The organism is Phascolarctobacterium sp. Marseille-Q4147, from assembly GCF_017968825.1.
Lineage (GTDB): Bacteria > Bacillota > Negativicutes > Acidaminococcales > Acidaminococcaceae > Phascolarctobacterium_A.
Genome location: NZ_CP072874.1, coordinates 993,860 through 1,020,150 on the forward strand (window position 1 = coordinate 993,860; position 26,291 = coordinate 1,020,150).

General features: G+C 46.8%; 27 protein-coding genes. 20 read left to right on the forward strand and 7 right to left on the reverse strand.

From position 1 onward, the window contains the following. The 5 genes from KAH19_RS04640 (at window position 1) to KAH19_RS04660 (ending at window position 4,238) form a co-directional block, all read left to right on the forward strand. Window positions 1-486, forward strand: a complete 486-nt coding sequence (locus tag KAH19_RS04640; RefSeq protein WP_210685299.1) for a PepSY domain-containing protein — start codon at window positions 1-3, stop codon at window positions 484-486. Window positions 487-648: 162 nt separating this feature from the next. Next, window positions 649-1,755, forward strand: a complete 1,107-nt coding sequence (ychF, locus tag KAH19_RS04645) for a redox-regulated ATPase YchF (RefSeq protein WP_210685300.1) — start codon at window positions 649-651, stop codon at window positions 1,753-1,755. Window positions 1,756-1,930: 175 nt separating this feature from the next. Beyond that, window positions 1,931-2,692 carry a ParA family protein gene (locus KAH19_RS04650; protein WP_210685301.1) on the forward strand — a complete coding sequence of 254 codons (762 nt, stop codon included), beginning with the start codon at window positions 1,931-1,933 and terminating at the stop codon, window positions 2,690-2,692. Then, entirely contained in the window at window positions 2,685-3,677 is a 993-nt protein-coding gene (locus KAH19_RS04655) for a ParB/RepB/Spo0J family partition protein (RefSeq protein ID WP_009145524.1), read from the forward strand. The genes KAH19_RS04650 and KAH19_RS04655 overlap by 8 nt, the downstream gene beginning before the upstream one ends. An 84-nt stretch (window positions 3,678-3,761) precedes the next feature. Next, window positions 3,762-4,238: a DUF4446 family protein gene (locus KAH19_RS04660; protein ID WP_210685302.1), complete on the forward strand. Its 477-nt coding sequence runs from the start codon at window positions 3,762-3,764 to the stop codon at window positions 4,236-4,238. 74 nt (window positions 4,239-4,312) lie between these two features. Here KAH19_RS04660 and KAH19_RS04665 read toward each other — a convergent pair whose 3' ends face one another. Then, window positions 4,313-4,726, reverse strand: a complete 414-nt coding sequence (locus KAH19_RS04665; protein WP_210685303.1) for a hypothetical protein — start codon at window positions 4,724-4,726, stop codon at window positions 4,313-4,315. Window positions 4,727-5,092: 366 nt separating this feature from the next. Between KAH19_RS04665 and KAH19_RS04670 the strand changes: the two genes are divergently transcribed. The 8 genes from KAH19_RS04670 (at window position 5,093) to KAH19_RS04705 (ending at window position 12,007) form a co-directional block, all read left to right on the forward strand. After that, on the forward strand, window positions 5,093-6,265 hold the full coding sequence (locus KAH19_RS04670) for an ABC transporter substrate-binding protein (RefSeq protein ID WP_210685304.1): 1,173 nt from the start codon (window positions 5,093-5,095) through the stop codon (window positions 6,263-6,265). Between the two features lie 162 nt (window positions 6,266-6,427). Continuing rightward, window positions 6,428-7,603 (forward strand): ABC transporter substrate-binding protein, encoded by a 1,176-nt coding sequence (locus KAH19_RS04675; RefSeq protein WP_210685305.1) that lies wholly within the window; start codon window positions 6,428-6,430, stop codon window positions 7,601-7,603. Between the two features lie 125 nt (window positions 7,604-7,728). After that, a complete protein-coding gene (locus KAH19_RS04680) occupies window positions 7,729-8,619 on the forward strand; it encodes a branched-chain amino acid ABC transporter permease (protein WP_210685306.1) in 891 nt (296 codons plus the stop codon). An 11-nt stretch (window positions 8,620-8,630) separates the two neighbouring features. Continuing rightward, entirely contained in the window at window positions 8,631-9,590 is a 960-nt protein-coding gene (locus KAH19_RS04685) for a branched-chain amino acid ABC transporter permease (protein WP_009145530.1), read from the forward strand. After that, entirely contained in the window at window positions 9,565-10,338 is a 774-nt protein-coding gene (locus tag KAH19_RS04690; protein WP_021719845.1) for an ABC transporter ATP-binding protein, read from the forward strand. The genes KAH19_RS04685 and KAH19_RS04690 overlap by 26 nt, the downstream gene beginning before the upstream one ends. After that, entirely contained in the window at window positions 10,338-11,042 is a 705-nt protein-coding gene (locus tag KAH19_RS04695) for an ABC transporter ATP-binding protein (protein WP_210685307.1), read from the forward strand. The genes KAH19_RS04690 and KAH19_RS04695 overlap by 1 nt, the downstream gene beginning before the upstream one ends. A 99-nt stretch (window positions 11,043-11,141) precedes the next feature. Continuing rightward, window positions 11,142-11,801, forward strand: coding sequence for a CBS and ACT domain-containing protein (locus KAH19_RS04700; protein ID WP_210685308.1), 660 nt, complete (start codon window positions 11,142-11,144; stop codon window positions 11,799-11,801). Further along, the gene (locus tag KAH19_RS04705; protein WP_021719843.1) at window positions 11,801-12,007 is read left to right on the forward strand and encodes a DUF951 domain-containing protein; all 207 of its coding nucleotides are present in this window, start codon (window positions 11,801-11,803) and stop codon (window positions 12,005-12,007) included. Before KAH19_RS04700 ends, KAH19_RS04705 begins: the two co-directional genes overlap by 1 nt. 541 nt (window positions 12,008-12,548) lie before the next feature. Here the strand turns inward: KAH19_RS04705 and KAH19_RS04710 are convergent. Beyond that, window positions 12,549-13,721, reverse strand: coding sequence for an MFS transporter (locus KAH19_RS04710; RefSeq protein ID WP_210685309.1), 1,173 nt, complete (start codon window positions 13,719-13,721; stop codon window positions 12,549-12,551). Between the two features lie 500 nt (window positions 13,722-14,221). Here KAH19_RS04710 and KAH19_RS04715 point away from each other — a divergent pair, with 500 nt between their 5' ends. After that, window positions 14,222-15,682 carry a flotillin family protein gene (locus KAH19_RS04715; protein WP_371816699.1) on the forward strand — a complete coding sequence of 487 codons (1,461 nt, stop codon included), beginning with the start codon at window positions 14,222-14,224 and terminating at the stop codon, window positions 15,680-15,682. Between the two features lie 69 nt (window positions 15,683-15,751). Beyond that, the gene (locus KAH19_RS04720) at window positions 15,752-16,180 is read left to right on the forward strand and encodes a DUF523 domain-containing protein (protein WP_210685311.1); all 429 of its coding nucleotides are present in this window, start codon (window positions 15,752-15,754) and stop codon (window positions 16,178-16,180) included. A gap of 83 nt (window positions 16,181-16,263) precedes the next feature. Here KAH19_RS04720 and bioF read toward each other — a convergent pair whose 3' ends face one another. The 5 genes from bioF to KAH19_RS04745 form a co-directional block, all read right to left on the reverse strand. Then, window positions 16,264-18,165 (reverse strand): 8-amino-7-oxononanoate synthase, encoded by a 1,902-nt coding sequence (bioF, locus tag KAH19_RS04725; protein ID WP_210685312.1) that lies wholly within the window; start codon window positions 18,163-18,165, stop codon window positions 16,264-16,266. 210 nt (window positions 18,166-18,375) lie between these two features. Then, window positions 18,376-18,861, reverse strand: a complete 486-nt coding sequence (locus KAH19_RS04730; protein ID WP_210685313.1) for a hypothetical protein — start codon at window positions 18,859-18,861, stop codon at window positions 18,376-18,378. 11 nt (window positions 18,862-18,872) lie between these two features. Next, a complete protein-coding gene (gene bioA / locus KAH19_RS04735) occupies window positions 18,873-20,228 on the reverse strand; it encodes an adenosylmethionine--8-amino-7-oxononanoate transaminase (protein WP_210685314.1) in 1,356 nt (451 codons plus the stop codon). A 165-nt stretch (window positions 20,229-20,393) separates the two neighbouring features. Further along, entirely contained in the window at window positions 20,394-21,077 is a 684-nt protein-coding gene (gene bioD / locus KAH19_RS04740; protein ID WP_210685315.1) for a dethiobiotin synthase, read from the reverse strand. 228 nt (window positions 21,078-21,305) lie between these two features. Beyond that, entirely contained in the window at window positions 21,306-21,521 is a 216-nt protein-coding gene (locus tag KAH19_RS04745; protein WP_246869428.1) for a 4-oxalocrotonate tautomerase family protein, read from the reverse strand. Between the two features lie 324 nt (window positions 21,522-21,845). Here KAH19_RS04745 and KAH19_RS04750 point away from each other — a divergent pair, with 324 nt between their 5' ends. The 5 genes from KAH19_RS04750 (at window position 21,846) to KAH19_RS04770 (ending at window position 26,277) form a co-directional block, all read left to right on the forward strand. Continuing rightward, the gene (locus tag KAH19_RS04750; RefSeq protein WP_210685317.1) at window positions 21,846-22,694 is read left to right on the forward strand and encodes a Rossmann-like and DUF2520 domain-containing protein; all 849 of its coding nucleotides are present in this window, start codon (window positions 21,846-21,848) and stop codon (window positions 22,692-22,694) included. After that, on the forward strand, window positions 22,687-23,526 hold the full coding sequence (gene panB / locus KAH19_RS04755; RefSeq protein WP_210685318.1) for a 3-methyl-2-oxobutanoate hydroxymethyltransferase: 840 nt from the start codon (window positions 22,687-22,689) through the stop codon (window positions 23,524-23,526). The genes KAH19_RS04750 and panB overlap by 8 nt, the downstream gene beginning before the upstream one ends. A gap of 31 nt (window positions 23,527-23,557) precedes the next feature. Further along, window positions 23,558-24,412, forward strand: a complete 855-nt coding sequence (gene panC / locus KAH19_RS04760) for a pantoate--beta-alanine ligase (protein ID WP_210685319.1) — start codon at window positions 23,558-23,560, stop codon at window positions 24,410-24,412. A 1-nt stretch (window position 24,413) separates the two neighbouring features. Then, on the forward strand, window positions 24,414-24,797 hold the full coding sequence (gene panD / locus KAH19_RS04765; protein WP_009145844.1) for an aspartate 1-decarboxylase: 384 nt from the start codon (window positions 24,414-24,416) through the stop codon (window positions 24,795-24,797). Between the two features lie 250 nt (window positions 24,798-25,047). Then, window positions 25,048-26,277, forward strand: a complete 1,230-nt coding sequence (locus tag KAH19_RS04770; protein ID WP_210685501.1) for an ATP-binding protein — start codon at window positions 25,048-25,050, stop codon at window positions 26,275-26,277. Window positions 26,278-26,291: the final 14 nt, after the last annotated feature.

A 26,291-nucleotide genomic window follows, 5' to 3' on the forward strand; every position in this document is an offset into this window, starting at 1 on the left:
ATGTTTAAAAAATTATTAGTTTTGCTTTCTATGCTGGCTGCGCTGGCAATGAGCGCAGTAGCTTTTGCTGCACCGGCTAAAAGCCATCAGCAGATGGTTATTGATGCTGCACGTGCCGAGGTTCCTGCTGCTGCTGTATTTTATGGCTACAAGGAAGAAGACGGCGAAGCTGTTTTGAACTTCCGTGATAATGACAATTATCTGGAATACGAGGTAGAGGTTGTTCTGGCAACTACCAAGGTTAAGGAAGTAGAAATTAAAGGCAGCAATATTGCCGGCAGCACGATGATGGTAAAAACTCCTGAGGATATCAGACAAATCGTTCTGGAAGCATATCCCGATGCAAGAAATATTGTCATCGAAACTGAAAAAGAAGGCAACAATGTGCATTATGATGTTGAGTTCATTACTGCAAGATATAAAGTAGAAGCTGACATGAACCCGGTAACCGGTGCATTTGCTAAGAGAGAGCTGGAATATTTCTAAGCCTACGCAAAAATTAGAGGCAGTCTGCGGACTGTCTCTTTTTTATCCTGCGGAAGAGTGCCATTTTGCGTCTAAACATTGCATATCAAAGCATATTATTGTAAAATATATTAGATACAGAGTTTTTAACGCACTAAATATATATGACGAGGAGCGATTTACGTGAGTACAAATTTAGAAGTCGGTATCGTTGGCCTGCCTAACGTAGGCAAAAGTACCCTGTTTAATGCTATTACCAAAGCTGGCGCAGAAGCAGCAAACTATCCCTTCTGCACAATTGAACCTAATGTAGGCGTTGTTGATGTGCCTGATAAACGCTTAGATGTTTTGAGCGATATGTTTAAATCCAAAAAGATTGTTCCGGCAGCTATGCGCTTTGTAGATATTGCCGGTCTGGTAAAGGGCGCAAGCAAGGGCGAAGGCCTGGGCAATAAGTTCCTGTCCCACATCCGTGAGGTAGACGCTGTTGCCGAGGTTGTACGTTGCTTTGAGGATGGCAACATCACCCACGTTGAGGGCAGCATTGATCCTCTGCGTGATATCGATATCATCAACACCGAGCTGTGCCTGGCAGATATGGAAACAGTTGAAAAGCGCCAGGAGCGCCTGGTTAAGCTGGCAAAGACCGGCGATAAAAAGGTTAAGCTGGAGCAGGCTGTAATGGAAAAGGTTATGGCCGGCCTTTCTGATGGTGTGCCTGCACGCCGCCTTGGCCTGACTGAGGAAGAGCAGGAGTTCCTGGGTGAGCTGCATCTGCTGACCATGAAACCGGTACTGTACATTACCAACGTTGCCGAGGGCGAGGTTGCAGATCCGTCCGGTAACGAGCATGTACAGGCTGTAAAGAAATATGCTGCAGAAGAAAATGCTGAGGTTATCGTTGTTTCCGCTAAGATGGAAAGCGAAGTTGCCGAGCTTCCGGAAGAAGAGGCTAAGGAATATCTGGAAATGGCAGGCCTGGAGGAAACCGGTCTGGACCGCCTGATTAAAGCAGGCTTCAAGCTGCTTGGCCTGATGACCTTCCTGACTGCGGGCGAAATGGAATCCCGTGCCTGGACTATTAAGCTGAACACCAAGGCTCCGCAGGCAGCAGGCAAAATCCATACCGACTTTGAGCGTGGCTTTATCCGTGCGGAAATCGTTTCCTTTGATGATCTGGTAGCCTGCGGCAGCAAGGCTGCAGCGCGTGAAAAAGGCCTGGTTCGTCTGGAGGGTAAGGATTACGTTATGCAGGACGGCGATGTTGTCGAGTTCCGCTTCAACGTATAATTTATAATAGCGTAATACACAACCTGAGCGCAGCAAGCGAAAGCGTGCTGCGCTTTTTGCTGTTGGGAGGCGCTGGAGCAGCGTACAAAATCAAATAAACAAAAATTCTTTTCCCATGAGCACGTAAAGTGTGATAAAATAGAATAGATATACTATGACTACGAGGTGAAGCGAATTGGTAAAGGTAATTGCTATTGCCAACCAGAAGGGTGGTGTTGGCAAGACTACTACGGCGGTAAATCTGGCTGCGTGTCTGGCGGCGCTGGAACGCAAGGTACTTTTGATTGACAGTGATCCGCAGGGAAATGCTACCAGCGGCTTTGGCTTTGATAAACGTGATATTAAGCAATGTATTTATGATGCGATTATCAGTGACGTACCCATGCAGGATGTAATTAAGCACACAGCCTATAAAGGACTGGACCTGGTGCCTGCTACTATCCAGCTTGCCGGTGCGGAAATAGAGCTTGTTTCGCTGATGAACCGTGAAGGACGTTTAAAGAACTCTCTGGAAAGAGTAAAGCATAATTATGATTACGTTATTATTGATTGCCCGCCGTCTTTAGGTCTGCTGACAATCAACGGCCTGACTGCTGCCAGCTCGGTAATGATTCCTATTCAGTGCGAATTTTATGCGCTGGAGGGCGTTACTATGCTGATGAACACGATTCAGCTGGTACAGCGTAACCTGAACCCGGCCTTGAAGCTGGAGGGTGTGCTGATGACTATGTATGACAGCAGAACGAACCTGTCGCAGGATGTTGTGAACGAGGTACAGAAGTACTTCAAAACAAAAATGTATCAGACGATTATTCCGCGTAACGTGCGCCTGAGTGAAGCACCCAGCCACGGACAGCCGGTTATCGACTATGACAGCAAATCTAAGGGTGCGCAGGTGTATATGGACTTTGCGCGTGAGGTGATTGAGGATGAGTAAGAAGGGCGGCTTAGGCAAGGGCCTGGGCGCAATTTTCGGCGAAAATACCAGTCCTGCTGTAGAAAAAGTGCAGGAGCCTGCAAGTGCTGCACAGGAGCTGCTTATAAAAAATATCGCAGCGAATCCGTATCAGCCGCGCTGTAACTTTGATGAAGAAAAGCTGCAGGAGCTGGCCGCTTCCATCAAGGAGTTTGGCGTTGTTCAGCCGGTAGTTGTGCGCAAAAAGGGCAGAAGCTACGAGCTGGTGGCAGGCGAACGCCGTCTGCGTGCCGCAGGCTTGGCCGGACTTACTAAGGTACCTGCTATCGTTAAGGATTATGACGATGCCAAGATGATGGAAATTGCGCTGATTGAAAATATTCAGCGTCATGATCTGAACCCGATTGAAGAAGCGCAGGGCTTGCGCCGCCTGATGCAGGAATTCAAGCTGACGCAGGAGCAGACTGCCGAAAAGGTAGGCCGTAGCCGCAGCGCAGTAACAAATATTCTGCGTCTTCTGAACCTGCCGGAGCAGGTACAAAAGCAGATTATCAACGGCGTGCTGACGATGGGCCAGGCCAAGCAGCTTTTGGGACTGCCGAAGCCGGAGCAGATGTGCGAGGTAGCGGAGGCGATTATTGCCAACGGCTGGAGCTCACGCATGACGGAAGAGGTTGTGCGTAAGCTGAAGGAAGGCAAGAAGCTGAAGATTGTCCGTGAGCTTATCGAAGAAGAAGCTAAGAACAAGGATAACAAGGAAAAGAAGCCTAAGCGTGAGCCTACCGAGAATGATATTTTCTGCCATGACTTTGAACAGCGTCTGGTAGAGTTTTTGGGTACTAAGGTTAAGGTTGTGCCTAAACTGGATGAGCAGGGACGCCAGGGCGGTACCATTCACATTGAATATTATTCCGCTGAGGACCTGGAGCGCATTTATGAGGTGCTGCAGCAGGGACGCCACGAGGAAAAACCGCTTAACGGCGAGCCTAAGCGTCTGAATGTGTGATTTCAGACGTGTGACAGTGAGATGAAAAACGGCCTTCAAGGGCTGGTAATTTAGATAAGCTTTAGTATGAGGGGGCTTTTATTGATGGAACAGGCCAATCTTTTGGTTAATACACATTCAGCAGCAATTATCATTGTGCTGCTGCTTATTGTGTTGGTTGCGTTGGGCATGTGCTTCAGTCTTCAGGGAAGATTGAATAAGCTGCAAAAAAAATATGATTTCTTTACTCAGGGTAAAGAAGCCAACATTGATGTCGTACTGACAGATACGCTGCAGGAGCTGCATGCGGTGCAGAATGAGCTGGCAGCTTTGCAGGATGAGCATCAGAAGCTACATGCACAGGTGCAGAACTGTCTGCAGAATATTAAGATTGTGCGTTACGATGCCTTTGACGCTATGGGCGGTGAAATGAGCTACTCCCTGCTGCTTACGGATGCGAATAATAAGGGTGTTATTATGACCAGCATTTACGGCAGAGAGGAAAGCCGTTGCTTTGCTAAGGATATCGATAACGGTAAGTCCAGCTATCCGCTGGCAGAGGAAGAGCAAAGACTCTTGTAATTTAAACAGTGTAAGAAAAATCCCGACAGCATATTACATGTTGTCGGGATTTTTGCGCCTTAAATTGCTATGCGTTAAGCGCCTTCGAACAGCCTCAGCAGAATAAACATGCTCTCACCGAAGCAGAGGTAGCGCAGCCAGGTGCGGGGATAGACAAAGCCTTCCTCGTCCTCGTCATAGGCACCGCTGATGCGGGCGTGAATAGCGAAGGATTCCAAAGCTGCAATTACGAGCAGCAGAAAACCCGGTGTCCAGGTAGTATCGTGCAGCATCAGCCAGATGCAGTATAACAGAAAGAAAACATCCAGCAGGAAGTAAATGATAAAGGTGGTGGCGCTGCCGTCGATAATAATGACCTGCTTGCGGCCGGGGTTGGCACGGCGCTCGTCTAAAATTCGGGAAAAGCGCTGCAGCAGATAGGCGATTTTGTGGGAATGAATAAAATGAAACATGCGCACACACAAGAAAAATAAAGCAATAAAGTTCATAAATACCTCTCATTCTATAAATTATCTTGCCTGCATTTGTAAAGACAAGTAATTCTTCTGCATTATATTATACACTATCTGCAGGCAGAGCGCTATAAAGGCAGCAAGAAGACACAAAAGCTACAAAGTTTTCTTAGAAAGCACAAAAATACTAAAATAATAAACGCAAAAATAGAAAACATAAAAAATGTATCAGTTTATGTGTAAAATACTCATGTATACAATGAACATGAAAAAATTCGTTGACAAAAGTGTAATATAACAGCTATAATTGGTTACATAAAGTTGCTGGGATAGTGGTTGAATCTGAGAACACTCCCGGTACTGTGTTTTATATTTTATTTTTAAGGGAAAGAAGGACTCAAAATGAAAAAATGGAAGAAATTCGCATCTGCGGCTATGGCTGCTATGATGTGCGCCGCATTGCTCACAGGCTGTGGCGGAGAAAAGAAACAAGCTGATACCGGAGATACTATTAAGGTTGGCGCAGCATTCGAATTAACCGGTAATGTTGCTAACTACGGTAAATCCATCAACGAAGGCTTCAAGCTGGCTGTAGACGAACTTAATAAAAACGGCGGCGTGAACGGTAAAAAAATCAGCGTAGTTGAAAGCGATAACAAATCCGAGCCGGCTGAATCCGGTAACGCTGTAACCAAACTGATTACCCAAGATAAAGTAGTTGCTGTTGTCGGACCTGCAACCAGCGGTTGCGTAAATGCAGCAACTCCTATTACTACTGCCAATAAGATTCCTCAAATTGCTCCGGCTGCTACCGCACCGAGCATTACCGTGGAAAACGGCAAGGTAAAGGATTTCGTATTCCGTGCCTGCTTCATCGACCCGTTCCAAGGTCAGGTAATGGCAGTATTTGCCGATAAAACTCTGAAGGTTAAAAACGTAGCTATTTTCTACGATTCCTCCAGTGACTATTCCAAAGGCTTGGCAGAAGTATTCCAAAAAACCTTGGAAGGCAAAGGCGGTAAAATTGTTGCTAAGGAAGCTTTCCTGGCTAAAGACGTTGACTTCAAATCCGCTCTGACTAAACTTAAAGCATCCAATCCGGAAGCAATTTACGTTCCCGGTTACTATGAAGAAGTTTCCAAGATTATCAAACAAGCTCGCGAAATCGGCATTACCTGCCCGATGCTGGGCAGCGATGGCTGGGAAAGCCCGAAACTTGCTGAAATCGCCGGTAAAGATGCTCTGAAGGGTTGCTACTATGTAAGTGCTTTCAATGCTAAAGACGAAGACAAATCCGTTCAGGACTTCATTAAGAAATTTAAAGAAAAATATCAAAAAGATCCTGATATCTTCGCAATGCAAGGCTACAATGCAGGCCTGATCCTGGCAGATGCTCTGAAACGCGCAGGCACCACTGATGGTACCAAACTGGCTAAAGCAATTGCTGAAACCAAAGACCTGCCGGTTGCAAGCGGCAAGCTCACCTTTGATGCTAACCACAACCCGGTAATGCCTGCTCTGATTATCGGTTTGGAATCTGGTACTCCGACTCTGGTTGAAAAAATCAGCCTGTAATTGCTAACAAAAAAATAAACATAAAAAATTCTACAAGTAAATATCAGAAAGTACAACAAGACTTCTATTCCATGGGTTATTTATTAAGTTAGACCGGGCGCGTCTACCGGATGCGCCCTCTATAAAAAATATATTTTATTTATTTCTGAGGGGGAATAAACCATGAAAAGAGTAACTAAATTGTTATCTGTACTAGCAGCCGGCGCTATGTTTATGAGCGCGCTGACCGGTTGTGGAGGCGGCTCTAAAGGAGCTGACGGCGATACCATAAAGGTAGGCGGCCTGCTGGAAATGACCGGCGGCAGCGCATCCTTCGGTATTTCCAGTAAAAACGGTATCGACCTGGCACTGAAAAAAATAAATGAAAAAGGTGTGCTGGGCGGCAAAAAACTTTCTTTAGTTGTTGCTGATACCAAATCTGAAGCCTCCGAAGCAACCAACGGTATGCAAAAGCTGATTTCTCAGGATAAGGTTGTAGCAGTAATCGGTCCTAACCAATCCTCTGCTGTAATCGCATCCGGTGCAATCAACAACGGTGCTAAGGTTGTAGATATTACACCTATGGGCACTAACCCGGACGTTACCTTTGATCCGAAAACTAAACAGGTTAAACCCTACAGCTTCCGTACCTGCTTTATTGATCCGTTCCAGGGTACTGTAATGGCAAGCTTTGCTTCCAATGAACTGAAAGTGAAGAAGGCTGCTATCTATATCGATAATACAAGTGACTATGCTAAAGGTTTGGCACAGTTCTTCAAAGAAAACTTTGTTAAAAACGGCGGTCAGGTTGTAATTGAAGAAGCTTATCTGCAAAAGGATACCGACTTCAAATCCACTTTGACCAAAATTAAAGCTGCACAACCTGATTTCATCTACATTCCCGGTTATTACCAGGAGGTTGGCCTGATTGTTAAACAAGCTCGTGAGATGGGCATCACCGTTCCTATGGCAGGCGGCGACGGCTGGGATAGCGCTAAGCTTCCTGAATTTGCCGGCAAAGCTGCTCTGGAAAACACCTTCTTCTCCAGCCTGTATTCTCCGGACGATACCTCTGATCTGAACAAAAACTTCGTAGCTGAATACAAAAAAGCTTACAACACCAACCCGGATGTATTTGCAGCATTGGCATATGATTCCGCTCTGCTGGTTGCAAAAGCAATCGAAGATGCAGGCAGTGCTGATCCGGCTAAAATTGCTGAAGCAATGGCTAAGATTAAAGGCTTCAAGGGTGTATCCGGTGAAGTAACCTTTAACGAACAGCATAACCCGATCAAGAGTGCTGTAATTATCGAACATAAAGATGGCAAACAAACCTTTAAAACTAAAGTTAATCCCTGATAGTTTACATTAGTAGTTAATCTGATTTAATCAACGAGGCTGTTGTTTTGCGTAGCAACAGCCTTTTCCTTTAAGTAAGCGTGTCCCGCTTACACAAATCTTTGAAATCTCTAGGGAGGTAAATTATGGAGACTTTGATCCATCAGTTTTTTCAGCAGCTGATAAATGGTGTATCTCTCGGCAGTATCTACGCATTGATCGCCTTGGGTTATACCATGATCTACGGCATCATTAAGCTGATAAACTTTGCTCATGGCGATATTTATATGTTGGGTGCCTATTTTGGCTTCTTCGCTACTACCCAATTAGGCTTGCCGTTTATCCCGGCAATTATTTTCTCGATGGCAGGCGCTGCTATCGCAGGTATTATTATCGAACGTGTTGCGTATCGCCCCATGCGTAATGCACCGCGTATCGCAATTTTGATTACTGCAATCGGCGTATCCTTCTTCTTGGAATACAGCATGATTTTGCTGGTTTCTCCGCAACCGAGAACCTTCCCCGCTGTATTCGGCGCTACAGTATATCATCTTGGACCTCTGGTTGCTAACAGTCAGCAGCTGGTTATCCTGTTGAGTGCCATTATCCTGATGGCAGTTCTTACTTACATCGTAAATAAAACTAAAGCCGGCAAGGCTATGCGTGCTGTATCTTATGATGCTGACGCTGCAAGGCTGATGGGCATCAACATTGACCGTGTAATTTCCACTACCTTTGCGCTTGGCAGTGCTTTGGCAGCAGCAGGCGGCGTGCTGGTAGGTGTTTACTATAACTCTATTGACCCGCTGATGGGCATGATGCCCGGTCTTAAAGCCTTCGTTGCCGCAGTTCTCGGCGGTATCGGTATTATCCCCGGTGCTATGATCGGCGGTATTATCCTGGGCGTTGTAGAAGCAATGGTCAGCGGCTTTATTTCCTCTACCTTCCGTGATGCGGCAGCATTCGGTATTTTGATTATCATCTTACTTTATAAACCTTCCGGCTTATTAGGCAAGAACGTTCGTGAGAAAGTCTGAGGTGACATGGTATGAATGCAATTAGAAAATTTGATTTAAAAGCCATAGTTGCCTGCGTTATCGTTTTTGGTATCGTACAAGGCCTGCTCTTTGGCGAAATCATAGGTCCCTTCTGGGAGCTGAACATTATCCTTATCTGCATCAACATTATTCTTGCAGTCAGCCTGAACCTGATTAACGGTTATACCGGTCAGTTCTCTATCGGCCATGCCGGCTTCATGGCAGTCGGTGCTTATACCAGTGCTATTATGACGGTTAAGCTGGGTATGCCTTTTGAGGCAGGCCTGGTTGTAGCAACCCTGGCCGCCGGCCTGTTGGGCTTTTTGATTGGCTTGCCGACGCTGCGTCTTGATGGTGACTATCTGGCAATCGCCACCTTGGGCTTAGGCGAAATTATCCGTATATGCATCCTGAACATTGATTATGTCGGCGGTGCTTCCGGTTTGATGGGCATTCCCCGTATGACCAATTTCGCGTATACCTTCTGGATTATGATAGCTATCATCTTCTTCATCAAGAACTTTAAAAACTCCTCCTATGGCCGTTGCTGCCTGGCAATCCGTGAAAACGAAATTGCTGCAGATACCATGGGTATCAACACTACCAAATATAAAGTAATGGCGTTCACCTTCGGTGCTGCTTTTGCCGGTACTGCAGGCGCACTCTTCAGCCACTACTTCTTCCTGGCGCATCCTGCGTCCTTCACCTTCATGCGTTCCTTCGATATTCTGACCATGGTTGTTTTGGGTGGTCTTGGTTCTATGACCGGTGCGATTACCGGTGCAACCTTGCTGACCTTCATTTCCGCTTACTTGTCGGATTACCCGGAATGGCGTATGATTATCTATTCTGTTACCATGATTATCCTGATGCTGTATCGTCCGCAAGGCTTGTTCGGCAGCAAGGAATTGAGCTTGAAAATGTTTAAATTAGGAGGTAAGGACAATGGCAGAACTGCTGAAGGTAGATAATGTATCCATGGTTTTCGGCGGCCTGCGTGCCGTTTCCAATCTTTCCATGCATATCGACGAAGGAGAGCTGATTGGCCTTATCGGTCCTAACGGTGCCGGCAAGACAACAGCCTTCAATATGATTACCGGTGTATATACACCGACCGAAGGCAAGGTATATTTTAACGGTCAGCAAAGCAGCGGTAAAAAATCTTACCAGGTTACGCAGATGGGTATGGCGCGTACATTCCAAAATATCCGTCTTTTCTCTGAGCTGAGCGTTATCGACAACGTAAAAATTGCTTATAATATGCACGTAACCTATAATCTTGCTGATGCTATCGTCCGTGATGGCAAATATCTCAGTGAAGAAGAATATATTACACAAAAGGCTCTTGATTTGCTGAAAATCTTCCATCTGGAGGAAGAAGCACATGAGGTAGCAAAGAACCTGCCTTATGGTAAGCAACGTCGTCTGGAAATTGCGCGTGCTCTGGCTACCGAGCCGAAGCTGTTGCTGTTGGACGAGCCTGCTGCCGGCATGAACCCGCAGGAAACCAAAGAGCTGATGGAAATGATTCGTTGGATTCGTAAGGAATTCAATCTTTCCATTCTGCTGATTGAGCATGATATGGGCCTGGTAATGGGTGTCTGCGAGCGTATTTACGTACTGGAATACGGTATGAAGATTGCCGAAGGTACTCCGGAAGAAATAAAACACAACAAGCGCGTTATTGAAGCATACTTGGGCGAGGAGGTTATCAACTGATGTTAACTGTTGAAGATATCAATGTATATTATGGCGCGATTCACGCTATCAAAGGTATCAGCCTCGATGTTCCCGATGGTGAAATCGTAGCGCTGATCGGTTCCAACGGTGCCGGTAAATCTACCACATTACGCACCATTTCCGGTCTGATGAAACCGAAGACCGGTAAAATCTTATATGAAGGTCATGATATTGCCGGTGTACCGGCGCATAAAATTGTTGGCATGGGCTTGTGCCAGGTTCCGGAAGGTCGTCATGTTTTTGCTAATATGACTGTTATGGAAAACCTGGAGCTGGGTGCTTATCTGCGTAAGGATAAGGACGGAATTGCCAAGGACATGGATGAGGTCTTTAAAAAATTCCCGCGTCTGCTGGAACGTAAGGATCAGCTTTCCGGTACGCTTTCCGGTGGCGAGCAGCAGATGCTGGCTATGGGCCGTGCGCTGATGAGCCGTCCTAAGCTGCTGCTGTTGGACGAGCCTTCTATGGGTCTTGCCCCCTTGCTTGTAAAGGAAATTTTTAATATAATAAAAGAAATCAACGAGAGCGGTACTACCGTTCTGTTGGTTGAGCAGAACGCTAATATGGCGCTGTCCATCGCTGATAAGGCGTATGTTCTGGAAACGGGACGTATTACTCTGAGTGGTACAGCTAAGGAGCTGGCAAGCAGCGAGGCTGTTCGCAAAGCATACCTCGGCGGCTGATTAATATACAAATGCGTCGGGGTGCTTCATAGCTGCCTTAAAGTGAAAATGATTATATTAAAATGATTGTGTTCTATAGTCAAAGGAGGTAAAACTCATATGTTAGTAAAAGATATTATGACTGACACTGTTGTTACTGCACGAGAGGATCAATCCATTTTGGAAGCACGCGAAATTATGCGTGGCAAAAGACTTATCAGCCTGCCGGTTGTAGATGATATGCAACGCGTACGCGGCATTATTACCAGTGATGATATCGGCAAAGCTTCTCCCAGTGACAGCAGCACCCTTTCCCGTTATGAGGCTAATTATCTGCTAGGACGTCTGAAGGTTAAAGACGTTATGAAACGTAGCGTTATCAGCGTTGAGGCAGATGATACTATCGAATATGTTGCCTACAAGCTGTATAAATACAAAGTTAACGCTCTGCCGGTTGTTAACCAGGAGAATAAGCTTTGCGGTATTGTTTCCCGCAGCGATATCTTCCGTTCTATCGTAGAAATTATGGGTATGAACCGCAACTGCCTGCGTATTACTATCGAAGCACCTGATAAGGTTGGTGTTGTTGCGGAAATCTCCAACATTATGAAGGAAGACGGCATTAATATTATTTCTCTGGTTACCAAGCAACATGGCGATGGTACTGCTGAAGTTACCATTCGTGCCGCTCTCAATAATAATGGTATGGATATCATTGAGCAAATCCGTGAAGCCGGCTATGAGGTCAGCGACGTAATGACTTTGGACGGTATTGAATAATGCTTTCCGGTAAGGATGTTAATGTAGGCGATATCGTTAAAATGAAAAAGGCTCATCCCTGTGGCAGTGATGAGTGGGAAATTACCCGTACGGGTATGGACTTTGGCATGAAATGCTGTGGTTGCGGACATTTTGTCATGCTGGCGCGTACCAAGTTCGAAAAGGCTGCGAAGGCGGTTGTGAAGAGCGCTGAAGCGGAAAAGTAAAAGTTTATATGGAAGTTTGCAAACGCTCCTTTGCTGCCGTCGGGTAGCAGGGGAGCGTTTTTGGTGTAGTATGTGATACTTTTTGCCCGGGGCGGCAAAAAGTATCCAAAAAACGCCCTGCGTAGCTGCTTCGCCGGATTCCGGCGACTAGATTCGCAGAATTTTTCACGTCGCTGAATTTTGTGAGGTATGCCTGCTGAGTGGTTCGTCAACGCTCCAGCGAAAAATTCCCTGTCGGTCCGTTGCCAGTGAATTTTCGCGTAACAAAGATGTGCCGGCGAGTCCGTCGTCCGTTCCGGTCTGCGCAGCGCGGAGGGTGGCGTTTTCTAGGTTGGTTTTACAAATTTAGTTTTCCGGTATCGTTAGCGATATTGTTTTAGGTATAGTACATTCAATTTATCGAAAGTTTTAGGAAAATAATTCCCAAAACTATACAGAAACGACAAGTTTTGGGAAAAAATATCCCAAAACTTTTGCAATCAAAAACGAGCAGGCTTTAGCAATTGTGCTAAAACCGGCTCGTTTTGATATATGACGTATTTTACATTTTCAGCTTGCAGAAAACATATTTTGCAATTACTGCTTCGATGACAAGCAATAAGGCAACCAGTTCGAATACTGCGCTGATATTGATGCCGTGGGCAATGAAGCCTAAAAGTGCGGGACCAAGGATAACACCTGTATAACCTAAACTGGTTACAGAAGTTACCGCAGCGCTGATAGGCATGTCCTTTTGATATTTCAAAAGTGAATAAAACACAGGGACTATGTTGGCGCAACCAAGGCCGATGAGAATGAAGGCGAAGGCGTTGAGATAGAGGTTATCTACAATAACCACGAGAGCAAAGCCTGTTGCCGTTACGAGGCTGCCGCCGATGACTACTTTTTGTTCGCCCAAGAATTGCACAGTCTTATCGCCTAAAAGACGCATGATGAGCATAGCAACGGAAAAGATAGCGTAACCTGTGCCTGCCAACGCTATATCCATATTTTTCACTTCGGTTAGCAGTACGCCGCTCCAGTCCATAACTGCGCCTTCAACGAGGAAGGAGATACAGGCGAGAATGCCTAAAACGATAACAATGCCGCGTGGGATAGCAAAGGCCTTTTCGCCGCCGGGGCTTTTATAATCCAGTAAGTGGCGGCCGAAAACTGCCAGTAACGCTAAGACGATAGCGCAGTGCAGTGTGGCGATGAGCGTTACGTCTAAGCCTGAAGATGCCAGTACGCTGAAAAGACCTGCGCTGGCAAAGCAGCCGATACTCCAAAAGGCATGCATGCCGCTGAGCAGTCTGCGGCCTGCAAGCTTTTCTACAATAACGGCATTGGTGTTCATGCTGACATCCGTTGCGCCCATAACTGCACCAAAGGAAGCAAGCGCAATGGCATAGCTCCAGATGTTTGGCAGGCAAGAAAGCAGCACGGAAATTAGTGCCATCAGTGTTGAGCCTGTAATGACTACTTTTTTGCAGCCATAGCGTTGTACGAGTGCGCCGGCCAAAGGCATAAAGATAAAAGCGCTGATACCGATGCACAGAAGCAAAAGACCGAGTACATCCGCTTCAAGGTTCAGGCGTGCTTTGACCATAGGAATCATCGGTGCCCAGGTGGAAATGACGAAGCCGGGCAGGAAAAAGGCTACACGTGCTGCATTGATTTCTTTGCTGCCGACGGAAATATTTTGTAATGTGTTTTCTGGTTTGTTGATTTGCATTGTTAAAAACTCCTTTCGTTACATAAGTAGCTATGAGAGCTTTTATGGGTTGAGCATTACCATAATTTATCTAAAAAAGCGGGATGAAATTCGTTTGAATCCTATCCCACTTCAATAGCTTGAGCGCTACAATTCCTCTGATAAATTATGATGATTTTACCACGAGCGTATTTTGTTGTCAACGTGAGGTATTTAATGGTCTTGCGATATAGTTTCAATGTGTTGGGAATTTGTTGTTCTGCATATAGTGTTAGCGTCTGTTTGTGTTTTGAAAAATTTTCTGGCCTGCTAGTTGGAATTTTAGCAAAATCGTAAGGCTTGAGAAGAGTCTACCCCAAATTTTTTTGATTAGCAGGTTAATTGCTGGAAAGATGATATTCTGTTTTTGTCATAATGGTTTAAAGTATTGTAGAAATGTTCAAAATGTAACGAATAATTTCCTTGTCTTTCATGATTACCTATGCTATGATTTACTAAAAGCGTTTAGATGATAAGGGGGAATTATTTTGACTTATGGAATTGCTATTCTCGTTATTATTTTCCTGATTTTATTTATTATTGCAGCCAAGACCTGCTATGTGAAAGCACCACCAAACGTGGCCTACATTATTTCCGGTCTGACGAAGAACCCGCGTATCCTTATTGGTATAGGCGGCTTTAAAATCCCGCTTTTGGAGCGCGTGGATATGCTGTATCTGGGGCAGATGTCCGTTGACATCAAAACCAGCCAGAGCGTTCCCACCAATGACTTTATTAATGTCAAGGTTGATGCAGTTGCCAAGATTATTGTTGATAAGGAAAACGGTATTTATCTGGCAGCAAGAAACTTTTTGAATATGGAGCCGGCGGATATTACGCGTAGCCTGCAGGATTCTCTTGAAGGTAATATGCGTGAGATTATCGGTACGCTTGATTTGAAGAAGATTAACGTCGATCGTGACTCCTTCTCCGACGAAGTGCTGAAGAAGGCTGCCAAGGACATGGAAAAACTGGGTATCAGCATCCTGAGCTGCAATATCCAGAACGTTGTTGATGATAATGGCCTGATTGTAGATTTGGGCGCGGATAATACGGCGAAAATCCGTAAGGATGCTTCTATCAGCAAGGCTGTTGCCGAGCGTGATGTGGCTATTGCCGAGGCTGCTGCCAAGAAAGAGGCTAATGATGCGCAGGTGCATGCTGATCTGGCGATTGCGCAGCGTCAGAATGAGCTTTCTATTGCTAAGAGTGAACTGAAGCGTACTGCCGATATTAAAAAGGCAGAGGCAGATGCTGCTTATGCTATTCAACAGCAGGAACAGCAAAAGTCTATTGAGGTGGCAACGGTAAATGCGCAGATTGCTAAGGCTGAGCGTGAAGCTGACCTGAAAAAGCAGGAGGTGCTGGTAAAAGAACAGATTCTTGCTGCTACCATTCAGAAGCAGGCTGATGCTGATAAGTACAGAGTGGAACAGGATGCTTTGGCTGAGCAGGCCAAGAAACAACGTGAAGCAGAAGCACAAAGATATGCTATGGAGCAGGAGGCTGCCGCTATTAAAGCGAAAGGCGATGCTGAGGCTTATGCTATCAGAGTAAAGGGCGAGGCTGAGGCTGCCGCTATCAAAGCAAAGGGCGAAGCTGAGGCTGCGGCTATGGATAAGAAGGCCGAAGCTATGAAGAAATACGGTCAGGCTGCAATGGCTCAGATGGCGATTGAGGTTCTGCCGCAGGTTGCGAAAGAGGTTGCTGCTCCGCTCAGTAAGGTGGATAAGATTACGCTTTACGGTGAAGGCGGCATGGGCAGTCTTTCCGGCAATGTTCCTTCCGTGATGGCGAAGGTTTTCGATACGGTGAAGAGTGCTACCGGCATTGACCTGCAGGAGATTGCTAAGGGTGAAACCTACGATGCTAAGGTTAATAAGAACATAAGCATTGACGGCAAGCTGCCGGAAATTTCTGTAGAAATCAGCAAGGAAGAATAAATATGAAAATAAGCTGTTAGCATCCGGTATGTTAGCAGCTTGTTTTTATAATAACGGAGGAATGTTTCTTTGAAGATTCTCGTGAGTGCCTGCTTGTTGGGCAAAAACTGTAAGTATAACGGTGGCAATAACTTAAATCAAAGCGTGTTGGATTTTATCGAAGGCCATGAGGTTATCGGCGTTTGTCCGGAGCAGTTGGGTGGGCTGTCTACTCCTCGCTTGCCGGCAGAAATTGTTGAAGGCGTAGTGACGAACAAGGAAGGCATCAGCGTGGATGCGGAGTTTCGCAAGGGGGCGCAGAAGGCGTTGGCAGTTGCTTTGGGAAAAAAGGTGGATTTGGCAATTCTGCAATCACGCAGTCCCAGCTGTGGCGTGAAGGAGATTTATGACGGCAGCTTCAGCGGCAAGAAGATAAAAGGGCAGGGCGTGTTCGCCAAGTTACTTTCTGCACATGGAATTAAGGTGCTTGATGCTGAGGATGTGTCTGAGCATAAATAACAGTGCCTGAAAAAGCTGGTTTATAAAAATTAAAAGGCAAGGTCTTAGGAGGTTTATTTCCTAGGCCTTGCTTTTTTTGTACTTTATTTTTTATACTTTCTGATTGCTGCACCGATCAGCTTCGCTGTCTGCGACAGCTCCGCTTCGGTGTGCGTTGCCATGAGGGCAACACGCAGGCGCGCAGTACCCTTTGCTACCGTCGGATAGCGGATGGCGGGGGCTAGTACGCCGTTTGCCAGCAGCTCGTCTGCAACCTGTAGAGCGGACTTTTCATCGCCGATGATAATAGGAATGATGGCGGTGGGAGAGTAGGCTTCTATACCTTCAGCATGCAATGCATTTAAGAAAAACTCAACGTTATGCTGCAGATTTTGCGCACGCTGCGGTTCTTCCTCCAGTACTTCTATAGCTCGCAGCGCAGCGGCGAGCGTAGCAGGAGTTTGGGAGGTGGCGAAGATAAAGCTGCGAGCTTTATTTTTGAGATATTCGATGATTACTTTGCTGGCGCAGGCATAACCGCCTTCGGCGCCAAGCGCTTTGCTGAGCGTACCCATGAGAATATCCGGGCGGACAGTGTTGCCGAAATGCTTAACGGTGCCATGGCCTGTTTTGCCGATAACGCCGGTGGCATGTGCTTCGTCAATCATGGTGAGAAGATGATATTTTTTGCCGAGTGCGACGAGAGCAGGCAGGTCGACAATATCACCGTCCATGCTGAAAACTGCGTCGCTGACAATCAGGCCTCTGCTGCAAGGAGTAGCAAGAATTTTCGCTTCCAGGTCCTGCATATCATTATGCTTATAGACAACGATGCGTGCCTTGGAAAGGCGGGCACCGTCGATGATGCTGGCGTGGTTATATTCGTCGCTGAAGATAACGCTTTCGCTGTTGCAGAGGGCGGAGATAATGCCGACGTTAGCCATATAGCCTGTGTTGAACACTAGAGCTGCTTCCGTACCCTTGAACTGTGCCAGCTTGCTTTCGAGCGCTTCATGCAGAGCGGTGTTGCCGGTGGTCAGACGGCTGCCGCCACTGCCTGCGCCCCATTGAAGCGCAGCTTCGGCAGCGGCTTGCTTAATGCGGGCATCTGCTGCCAAATCAAGATAGCTGTTGGAGGCAAGCATTAAAACCTTGCGTCCCTGCATTTCAACGTATTTACTTTGTTCACTGTCCATAGTGCGCAAAGAGCGGTAAAGATTCTGCTCCTTAAGCTGTTTCAGCTCGTCGGCAAAAATCTGCTCCGGGTTTGGATTAGCAGGTTTTTCGACTGGCAGTCCGCGTACAAGTACACGCTGCTTTTCCAGATAGCTGATAGCATCCTCAGCCTTAGCTTTGCTGCTGTCAAAAATAAAAACTCGACCGCCATGCGGATTGCCCATTTCCTTCATCGGCATGAGGCGTACATAACCATGCTTTAAGGAAGCTAGGTAGCCGACGAGGTAATCGGGATCATCGGAAAGGCACAGCTCGGCGATGATGCCGGGGGCGTTAACAACCTTGGTGGCCAGTACGATAGCTTCGCGGAAGTGGTTTTTGCCGCTGCAGTTGCTTGCTGCTCCTTCAGCATCCATATAGGTTACGCGGATGCCGCGCTCGTGGTCAGGCTCAAGTCTGGTGCCGGTGGCAACGTCGTAGAGAACTGCACCGCGCATAGGATGGTTGTGACGCAGAAGGTCGATTAATGCATCTGCCTTGGCTTTTAGTCCCAGCTCGCAGAGCATTTCCTTCATGATTTTATAGGTTTCCTCTACTGTGTCGGCAGGACGTTTGCTGACAGGCAGAGCGTCGAGGTATTGCAGCTTTTCCGGTGCGACCTCTTCCATTTTGACGTTGATGAAGTCTGCTCGGCCAAGGCCGTGATGCAGAGCGCGCTCGGTAAGTGCGCTGACAGCGTTGCCGATATCGGCTTGCAGGATAATGCGTTCTGCGCCGCTGACATGTAAATCACCTTTTGATGCGCGCATTTTGATGCTGTATAAAGGCATAGGGAATCTCCTTTGTGTTTTGAATTCGGTGTTTGGCAAAATTAGCTGATGAAAAGCCTCTCCTTGGGGAGAGGTGGCATCGCTTAGCGATGACGGAGAGGGGTGTGCAAAACTTCACGTTATTCTTTAGCGCAAAGAATGCAGACCCCTCTCAGTCGCCCTGACGGGCATCAGCTCTCCCTAAGGAGAGCCTCTTTTTGCTATTATTTATCAGCCTCTGAGCAAAGCAACTTTGGTAAGCAGCTTTTGAGCAGGCTTATAGAATGCACCGGCGGCAACTGCGGTGAAAATCATACCGGGGAAGGCTGCGGCGGTGAGTACCATCCAGTTTACACCGGTAACCTGCCACAGTACGAGGCGGGCAGCGAAGGTTCCGAGCGGGCCGCTGACAGCAACAGTAAGCAGATTGGTTCCGAGCAGAGCCATGGTGCCACCGGCAACAACGCGGAATACCATCTGTACAAGCACGTTGATGATGTTGTGCATGCCTAGCATCATACCGAGCATGCTTGCAAGGATACCTGCGATAATGTAGCGTTTAAAGCCGAAGCAGGCGCAGATGAGTACGGCAATTGGTGCAGATAACTGGAATTCGCCACCGGCAATTGGTGAAGGGATTTTAAAAGAACCTGAAATCAGAATCAAGACACCTAATAAAGCGATGGTAGTCAGCTCTTTCATACTCAAATCTTTCATTTATTTGCTCCTTACTTTAAAACCTCATCCATAGACTGTTTAGCCAGTGCTATAGCCTTATCCAGATCTTTATTTTCGATATTCAGCGGCGGGTTGAAGTAGATGACGTTGCCCAGAGGACGCAGCAGCAAACCGTGGGTAAGTGCTTTTTTATAAATTTCGTAGCCTATACGCAGGTCACCGTCGAAGCCGATTTTCTTATCCTTATCGGTAACAAGCTCCATCGCGTTAATCAGGCCGATATGACGGATTTCACCGATGTTTTTATGAGCGCCGAAGGTATCCATGAGCGCATTGTGGAAATATGTTGCTTTTTCCGCAGCATGCTCGAGAATATTTTCTTCCTTCATAATCTTGAGTACAGCGAGGGCAGTAGCGCAGCCGATGGGGTTACCGGCATAGGTGTGGCTGTGCATGAACTGCTTGCCTTTGTTGTAATCGTCATAGAAGGCATCGTAAATCTTGTCTGTGGTGCAGACAATAGCCATCGGCAGATAACCGCCGGTGAGTGCCTTACTGATGGTCATGATATCCGGGGTAATTCCTGCATGGTTGCAGGCGAACATTTTGCCGGTTCTGCCGAAGCCGGTAGCAATTTCGTCGGCAATCAGCAGTACGCCGTACTCATCACAGAGCTTGCGCAGCTTTTGCAGGTAAAGAGGCGGATAAATACGCATACCTGCACAGCCTTGGACGATAGGCTCAACGATAATGGCAGCAGTTTCCTTAGCATGTTTGGCAAATTCTTCCTCAGCAAATTTGAAGCATTCGCATTGGCAGTGCTCGCGGTCTTTGGCAAACGGACAACGGTAGCAGTCCGGTGCCTTTACATGGATGTTGTTCATCATCATGGGTTTGTACATTTGTGCGAACAGGTCCATGCTGCCTACGGAAAGAGCACCGATGGTTTCGCCGTGATAGCCTTCGCTGAGGCACATGAAGCGCTGTTTTTCCGGGTGACCGGTCTGCAGCTGATATTGGAAAGCGATTTTCAGTGCGATTTCTACGGAAGAAGAGCCGTTGTCGGCGAAGTTGAATTTGTTCAGGCCTTTGGGGAGAACATCAACCAGCTCTTCGCACAGCTTAATAGCAGGCTCGTGGGTGAAGTTAACGAAGATAACGTGCTCTAATTGTTCAATCTGCTCTTTGATGGCAGCGTTGATTTTGGGATTGCAGTGACCTAATAGGTTGCACCACCAGCTGCTGATGATGTCGAGATATTCGGTGCCGTCAGCTGCGTAAAGGTAAGGGCCTTTAGCGTGGTCAACGATGATGGGACGTAAGGTTTCGTAGTCCTTCATTTGGGAACAGGGATGCCAGATGTGGGCTAAATCTCTTTTTTGTAAATCTGCTACTTTATCGTTCATTTTTTCCTCCTGAGTTTTGTGTCATTATTGTTTATTCCCCCTTCCGCCTCACGTTGTTCGGCACCTTCCCCATAGGGGCAGGCAAGAGTCTGTAATTAGGACTTTCTTGGTTCCCCCTTGGGGGAACTGTCGAGCGTGAGCGAGACTAAAGGGGGCTGTTGATTTTTATTTATATAATCCTTTGAGTACTTCTACATCAATATCCAGCTCGCTGGCGTTCGGCGGTACGCAGGCAAGTACGGGGACCGCTGTAATTTCTTCCATCATACGCTTGTTGTCGGCCTGCATGAAGTTGCTGCCGTCATAGTTGTTAAGGATGATGCCGCGGACGGGAATGTTTTTCTGCTTGAGGTAGGAGATGGTCAGTACGCAGTTGTTGATGGAACCAAGCGCTGCGTTGGAGATTACCAGTACACCTAAATCAAGCTTTTGGATGATGTCCTCGAGCAGGATGTGTTCTTCATCCCAACGGATAGGGCAGATGATGCCGCCGCTGCCTTCCATAGTAACGTAATCGTATTTGGCAAGTGAAGCCTGATAATCAGCTTCAATCTTTTCCATTTCTACAGGATTGCCCTCGCGCAGTGCTGCCAGATGTGGGGAAACTGCTTCCTTATAAATGTAGGAAACAAGGTTTTCCGGCTTTTCCGGGATGTTGGCGGTTTTGGCAACAAAGGCTGCGTCGCCCGGCAGCCAGGTGCCGTCAGGCTGTTCTTCGGCGCCGCTCAGCGCTGCTTTGTAGTAGCCTGCGTTGATGCCTGCATCGCGTAAGCGTTTAACAAGCAGGCCGGTAACGTATGTTTTACCGATATCTGTACCGATTGCTGTAATGAAAAGACCTTTACTCATAATTTTCACCTTCGTAATTTATTTTGGTTAACTTAAGATTCTATATGGTTAACTTTGTTGTAGCTTAAGTATACGCTGTGGAAAATTTAATGTCAACCTAGCAAAATAGTATGGTTAACTATACCGGTTGGGCATAAAAAAAGATTGACAGCCATATTTTGTGGTTATAACTGTCAATCTTTGCTTATTTTGTGGTTAACGAAGAATCATCTTAATATAAAGGAAAAATTATTTTTTTGCTGCTGCGTTTTTACGGATTTCGGTTACAGGTACACCGCCGATGCCCCAGTTATCTGTATCAACCTCGTCGATGGTGACAACGGTGGTGGATTTGTTTTTGCCTAAAACGTCGTGCAGAAGATTGGTTGCGCCTTCGATGAGAGCACGCTTCTGCTCGGGTGTAACGTTACCTTCTTTGGTGATTTTGATGTTTACATAGGGCATGCTGATGACCTCCTTGCGTTTTTCTTTCATTATAGCATATTTTGCTTGCAAACTGCGCGTTTCTATGCTATTATAAGTGCGGTAAAATTTACTGATGCACAGTAGCATTTAGGATGAGCTGGAGCAGTTAACAGTAAAGCTTACTTCTGAAAAATTTTTAAGTCAATACTCGCTTGGATCTATAAGACCGGGACGAAGACGCAAACAGGCTAACTATGCGCATTCCGTACCGGAATGCGCTTTTTTATATGCTTCGGCATTAATCGGCAATTCCGTAGCCTTGAATTTGCACAGCGTCTCCTGTGGTCAGAAGGGAGGGCAATCTTGAAGGTTGGTATTATTGGCGGTGGCCGCGTTGGCAGCCGTCTGGCTGCAAGCTTGCGTGAAGCAGGCGTACTTGCCGGCATTACTGCTGCATCCGAGCAGCACAGCGCACAGCTGGCACAGCAGTTTGGCGTACCGGCGACGGATAACGCAAAGCTGTGGCAGGCAGCGGACGTGCTGCTGCTTACCGTACCGGATCGGTTAATTGGCGCGGTAGCAGAGGAGCTGGCGCAAAGCGTGACGCCGGCGGCTAAGGTTGTGCTGCATGTGAGCGGCAGTGTAGGACTGGAGCCGTTGGCTCCGCTTACGCAGTTAGGCGCACACGTAGGCAGTCTGCATCCGCTGCAAAGCTTTGCCGGCGGAAATACACAGCTTGCAGGTGTGTATATGGCGTTGGACGGTGACAGCGAAGCGCAGGACGCAGGTCAAAAGCTCGTAGAGCTTTTTGACGGAAAAGCGTTCAGCGTACCAGCTGCAGAACGTGCGGCCTATCATGCGGCAGCGTGCATCTGCTCCAACTACGCTGTAGCGGTGGAGGCTATGGCGGCGCAGCTGATGGCTCGCTGGACCGGCAGCAACGAAGCTGCCTGGGAAGCGTTGCTGCCATTGTTCAAAGGCACAGCGGCTAATTTGCAGGCTACGAAAAATCCTGCGGCGGTTCTTACAGGACCTATTGCCCGCGGTGATGTCAGCACGGTAGCGAAACATCTTGCTGCCTTGCCGGCAGCTGTAATTCCTGCCTATTGCTCTCTGGGCCTGGCGACAATCTCGCTGGCCCTTGCTAATGGCACTATTGACGAAAATGCAGCTGATGAGCTGAGAAATTTGCTTGGAGGATATTATGGCTAACAAACAAGTAACAGTCGCAACGATTAGAGAAATGAAGCAAAAGGGCGAACCTATCACGATGATAACCGCTTACGACGTAGCAATGTCCCGCAACGTGAACGAAGCAGGCGTAGATATGATTCTTGTAGGTGATTCCCTGGGTAACGTAATTTTAGGATATAATTCCACAGTCCCTGTAACGATGGATGAAATGATTCATCACACCAAGGCTGTTATGCGTGGCAACAGTACTGCTTTAGTAGTTGGCGATATGCCGTTTATGAGCTATCAGGCAAGCATTGTTGATGCAATGTATAATGCGGCACGCTTCCTGAAGGAAACAGGCTGTACCGCAGTTAAGCTAGAGGGCGGTTCTGAAGTAGTTCCTCTTGTAGAGCGCCTGACACAGGCCGGCATTCCTGTATGTGCTCATATCGGTCTGACTCCGCAATCTGTAAATCAGCTGGGCGGCTTCAAGGTACAGGGCAAGGATATTGCCGCTGCACAAAAAATGATTGATGATGCCAAGGCTTTGGAGGCTGCAGGTGCTTTTGCCTGCGTGCTGGAATGCGTTCCGGCCGCACTGGCTGCGAAGGTAACCAGCGAGCTGAAAACCATGGCTACCATCGGTATCGGTGCCGGCAACGGCTGCGATGGCCAGGTGCTCGTATGCAACGATTTGCTGGGAGTTTCCACCGGCTTCTGCCCGAAATTTGTTAAGAAGTATGCTAATCTGCATGATACTACCGTAAAAGCAGTAAAGGAATATATTGCCGATGTCAAGGCAAGAAGTTTCCCTGCTCCGGAGCATACCTTTAAGATTGACGATGCTGTTTTAGAAAAATTATATTAATACTTTTATACATAAAGTGAGGTAATTCAAAATGAAATTAGTACATACAGTTGCAGAGCTGCGCGAAGAGGTTGCAGCAGCTAAAGCTCAGGGTTTGACCATCGGTCTGGTGCCTACTATGGGTGCTTTGCATGAAGGCCATGCATCCCTGATTAAAGCAGCTAACATGGAAAATGACTTTGTTGTAGTCAGCGTTTTCGTAAACCCGACTCAATTCGGTCCTAACGAAGATCTGGATGCTTATCCGCGTACTCTGGAAGCAGACTGCAAGCTGGCAGAAAGCATGGGCGCTAACGTAGTTTTCGCTCCGGCTCCGAAGGAAATGTATCCGAGTGAGGATGCAACCTGGGTAGAAGTAACCGGTGAGATTACCAAGGTTCTGTGCGGCCGTACCCGTCCGATTCACTTCCGCGGTGTAACTACCGTTGTTACCAAGCTGTTCAACCTGGCACAACCGGACCGTGCTTACTTCGGCCAGAAGGACGCACAACAGGTTGAGGTTCTGAAGCGCATGGTAAAAGACCTGTTCTTCAATATCCAGCTGCGCATTATGCCGATTGTCCGCGAAGCTGACGGTCTGGCAAAGAGCTCCCGCAACACCTATCTGAATGAAGCAGAGCGCAAGGCAGCTCTGGTACTGAGCCGTAGCCTGAAGGCTGCTAAGGAGCAGTACGAAGCAGGTGAACGTGACGCTGCTAAGATTACCGCGGCTGTTACTGCTTCCATTAAAGAAGAGCCTATGTCTGATATTGATTATGTTGAAATTTACGCACTGCCGGAATTGAAACCTGTAGCAGCTCCGATGGCAGGCAGCAACCTGCTGGCTGTAGCTGTTAAATTCGGCACCACCCGTCTGATTGATAATGTAGTTTTGGAGGAGAAATAATATGCTTTATACTATGCACCATGGCAAAATTCATCGCGCTACCGTAACCCAGGCTAATCTGGAATATATGGGCAGCATTACTATCGACAGCGAGCTGCTGGAGCTGTCCGGTATTCTTCCGGGCGAGCGTGTACAAATCGTTGACAACAACAACGGTAACCGTCTGGAAACCTATGTTATTGCCGGTGAGCGTGGCAGCGGTGTTATCTGCCTGAACGGTGCTGCTGCACGTAAAGTTCTGGTTGGTGATACTGTTATCATCATCGCTTACAGCCTCATGACCGAGGAAGAAGCTAAAACCTATGTACCGAAGGTTGTAATGGTTGACGAAAACAACCATCCGATTAATGTTCGCGGTACTGAAAAGGAAGCAGAAATCGGCTGATTATAAGCATTATATGAGCACGTTGCGGCTTGCGCTTGGCGCAGGCTGCAGCGTGCTTTTTGTATTATTTATTTTGTTTTAAAACCATTTGCAAGATGTGTGTGAATAAAATATTTCGGCTGTTTTAAAGTAGAAACGCAAAAAGTTCGGCTAAATCGTAAGGACGATTATGGTTTAGCCGATATTCTGCTTGCTTTTAGGTATTATATGGGATATACTTTGCATAGAATACAAGGAAAGGATGATGACTATGGCTTATATTAATCGAGCAATGGAGGCGACATTTAAAAGAATGGCGCAGGAATTTTCTGTTGTCCTATTGACCGGTCCCAGGCAGGTTGGCAAAACAACTATGTTAAAAAGACTGGCTGAGGCAGAGAATGTAAATCGCGAATATGTTACACTTGATGATATTACAGAACGCGAGATGGCGAAAAACGATCCTAAACTGTTTTTGCAGCTGCATAAGCCACCGGTATTCATTGATGAGGTGCAATATGCACCGGAGCTTTTTCCTTATATTAAGATTTATGTTGATGAGCATCAGCAGGCAGGAGATTTTTGGCTGACAGGTTCACAGATTTTTAAATTGATGGATGGTGTGCAGGAATCCTTGGCGGGGCGTGTTTGCTTGCTGCACATGTCACCTTTATCGCAGGCAGAGGCATGTGGCTGTACGTCTGAACCGTTTACAGTTGATTTTGAGCGCTTGTTAATGCGTAGCAAAGCTGTTTCTCCTGCAAGCATACAGGAGGTTTTTGAGCGGATCTGGCGTGGTGCTATGCCTGCCATTGTTAGTGGAGTAAAAAAAGAACAGGCGGCAGTTTATAGCAGCTATATTTCCACCTATATTGACAGGGATGTCAAGGAGATTGCGGATAGAGTTGATTCTTTTAAATTCTTGAACTTTGTCACTGTTGTTGCGGCGCTTACTAGCCAGATGGTGAATTATAAAACTATAGCTGATGCAGTAGAAATCAGTGTGCCTACTGTGAAAAACTGGCTGAACATTTTAGAGCGCTTGGGAATTATTTTTTACCTGCATCCATACAGTAATAATTTGCTGAAGCGTATGGTGACAAAGCCGAAGCTATATTTTTATGACAGCGGTTTAGTTGCCTATCTCACGAAGTGGACAGACAGTAAGACATTGATGAATGGCGCAATGAGTGGGGCAATTTTAGAAAACTTTGTTGTGTCTGAGATTGTGAAAAGCTATCAAAATGCAGGTTTAGAGCCGTTTATTTATTATTACCGTGATAAGGATAATAAGGAGATTGATATTGTTCTTGAACGCAATGGTACATTGTATCCGCTCGAAGTAAAGAAAACCATGATGCCGGACAAACGTTGGACGAATGTTTTTGGTGTGCTGGATAAGACCAGCTTAAAGCGTGGGACAGGTGGAATTTTGTGCCTGAGTGATAAGTTTACGGCATTTGACAGAGATAATTTGATAATTCCTGTTTGGGAGATTTAGATTAAAGCAGGTGA

Bases quoted from the DNA above. Each gene is read 5' to 3' on its own strand.
- KAH19_RS04660 (WP_210685302.1), top strand. From the start codon at position 3,762: ATGGAACAGGCCAATCTTTTGGTTAATACACATTCAGCAGCAATTATC.
- KAH19_RS04690 (WP_021719845.1), top strand. From the start codon at position 9,565: ATGGCAGAACTGCTGAAGGTAGATAATGTATCCATGGTTTTCGGCGGC.
- KAH19_RS04745 (WP_246869428.1), bottom strand. From the start codon at position 21,521: ATGCCCTATGTAAACATCAAAATCACCAAAGAAGGTAACGTTACACCC.
- KAH19_RS04700 (WP_210685308.1), top strand. From the start codon at position 11,142: ATGTTAGTAAAAGATATTATGACTGACACTGTTGTTACTGCACGAGAG.
- panB (WP_210685318.1), top strand. From the start codon at position 22,687: ATGGCTAACAAACAAGTAACAGTCGCAACGATTAGAGAAATGAAGCAA.
- bioA (WP_210685314.1), bottom strand. From the start codon at position 20,228: ATGAACGATAAAGTAGCAGATTTACAAAAAAGAGATTTAGCCCACATC.
- KAH19_RS04685 (WP_009145530.1), top strand. From the start codon at position 8,631: ATGAATGCAATTAGAAAATTTGATTTAAAAGCCATAGTTGCCTGCGTT.
- KAH19_RS04710 (WP_210685309.1), bottom strand. From the start codon at position 13,721: ATGCAAATCAACAAACCAGAAAACACATTACAAAATATTTCCGTCGGC.
- KAH19_RS04655 (WP_009145524.1), top strand. From the start codon at position 2,685: ATGAGTAAGAAGGGCGGCTTAGGCAAGGGCCTGGGCGCAATTTTCGGC.
- KAH19_RS04695 (WP_210685307.1), top strand. From the start codon at position 10,338: ATGTTAACTGTTGAAGATATCAATGTATATTATGGCGCGATTCACGCT.
- bioF (WP_210685312.1), bottom strand. From the start codon at position 18,165: ATGCCTTTATACAGCATCAAAATGCGCGCATCAAAAGGTGATTTACAT.
- panC (WP_210685319.1), top strand. From the start codon at position 23,558: ATGAAATTAGTACATACAGTTGCAGAGCTGCGCGAAGAGGTTGCAGCA.
- KAH19_RS04670 (WP_210685304.1), top strand. From the start codon at position 5,093: ATGAAAAAATGGAAGAAATTCGCATCTGCGGCTATGGCTGCTATGATG.
- KAH19_RS04680 (WP_210685306.1), top strand. From the start codon at position 7,729: ATGGAGACTTTGATCCATCAGTTTTTTCAGCAGCTGATAAATGGTGTA.
- KAH19_RS04675 (WP_210685305.1), top strand. From the start codon at position 6,428: ATGAAAAGAGTAACTAAATTGTTATCTGTACTAGCAGCCGGCGCTATG.
- KAH19_RS04730 (WP_210685313.1), bottom strand. From the start codon at position 18,861: ATGAAAGATTTGAGTATGAAAGAGCTGACTACCATCGCTTTATTAGGT.
- KAH19_RS04665 (WP_210685303.1), bottom strand. From the start codon at position 4,726: ATGAACTTTATTGCTTTATTTTTCTTGTGTGTGCGCATGTTTCATTTT.
- bioD (WP_210685315.1), bottom strand. From the start codon at position 21,077: ATGAGTAAAGGTCTTTTCATTACAGCAATCGGTACAGATATCGGTAAA.
- panD (WP_009145844.1), top strand. From the start codon at position 24,414: ATGCTTTATACTATGCACCATGGCAAAATTCATCGCGCTACCGTAACC.
- KAH19_RS04640 (WP_210685299.1), top strand. From the start codon at position 1: ATGTTTAAAAAATTATTAGTTTTGCTTTCTATGCTGGCTGCGCTGGCA.
- KAH19_RS04705 (WP_021719843.1), top strand. From the start codon at position 11,801: ATGCTTTCCGGTAAGGATGTTAATGTAGGCGATATCGTTAAAATGAAA.
- KAH19_RS04770 (WP_210685501.1), top strand. From the start codon at position 25,048: ATGGCTTATATTAATCGAGCAATGGAGGCGACATTTAAAAGAATGGCG.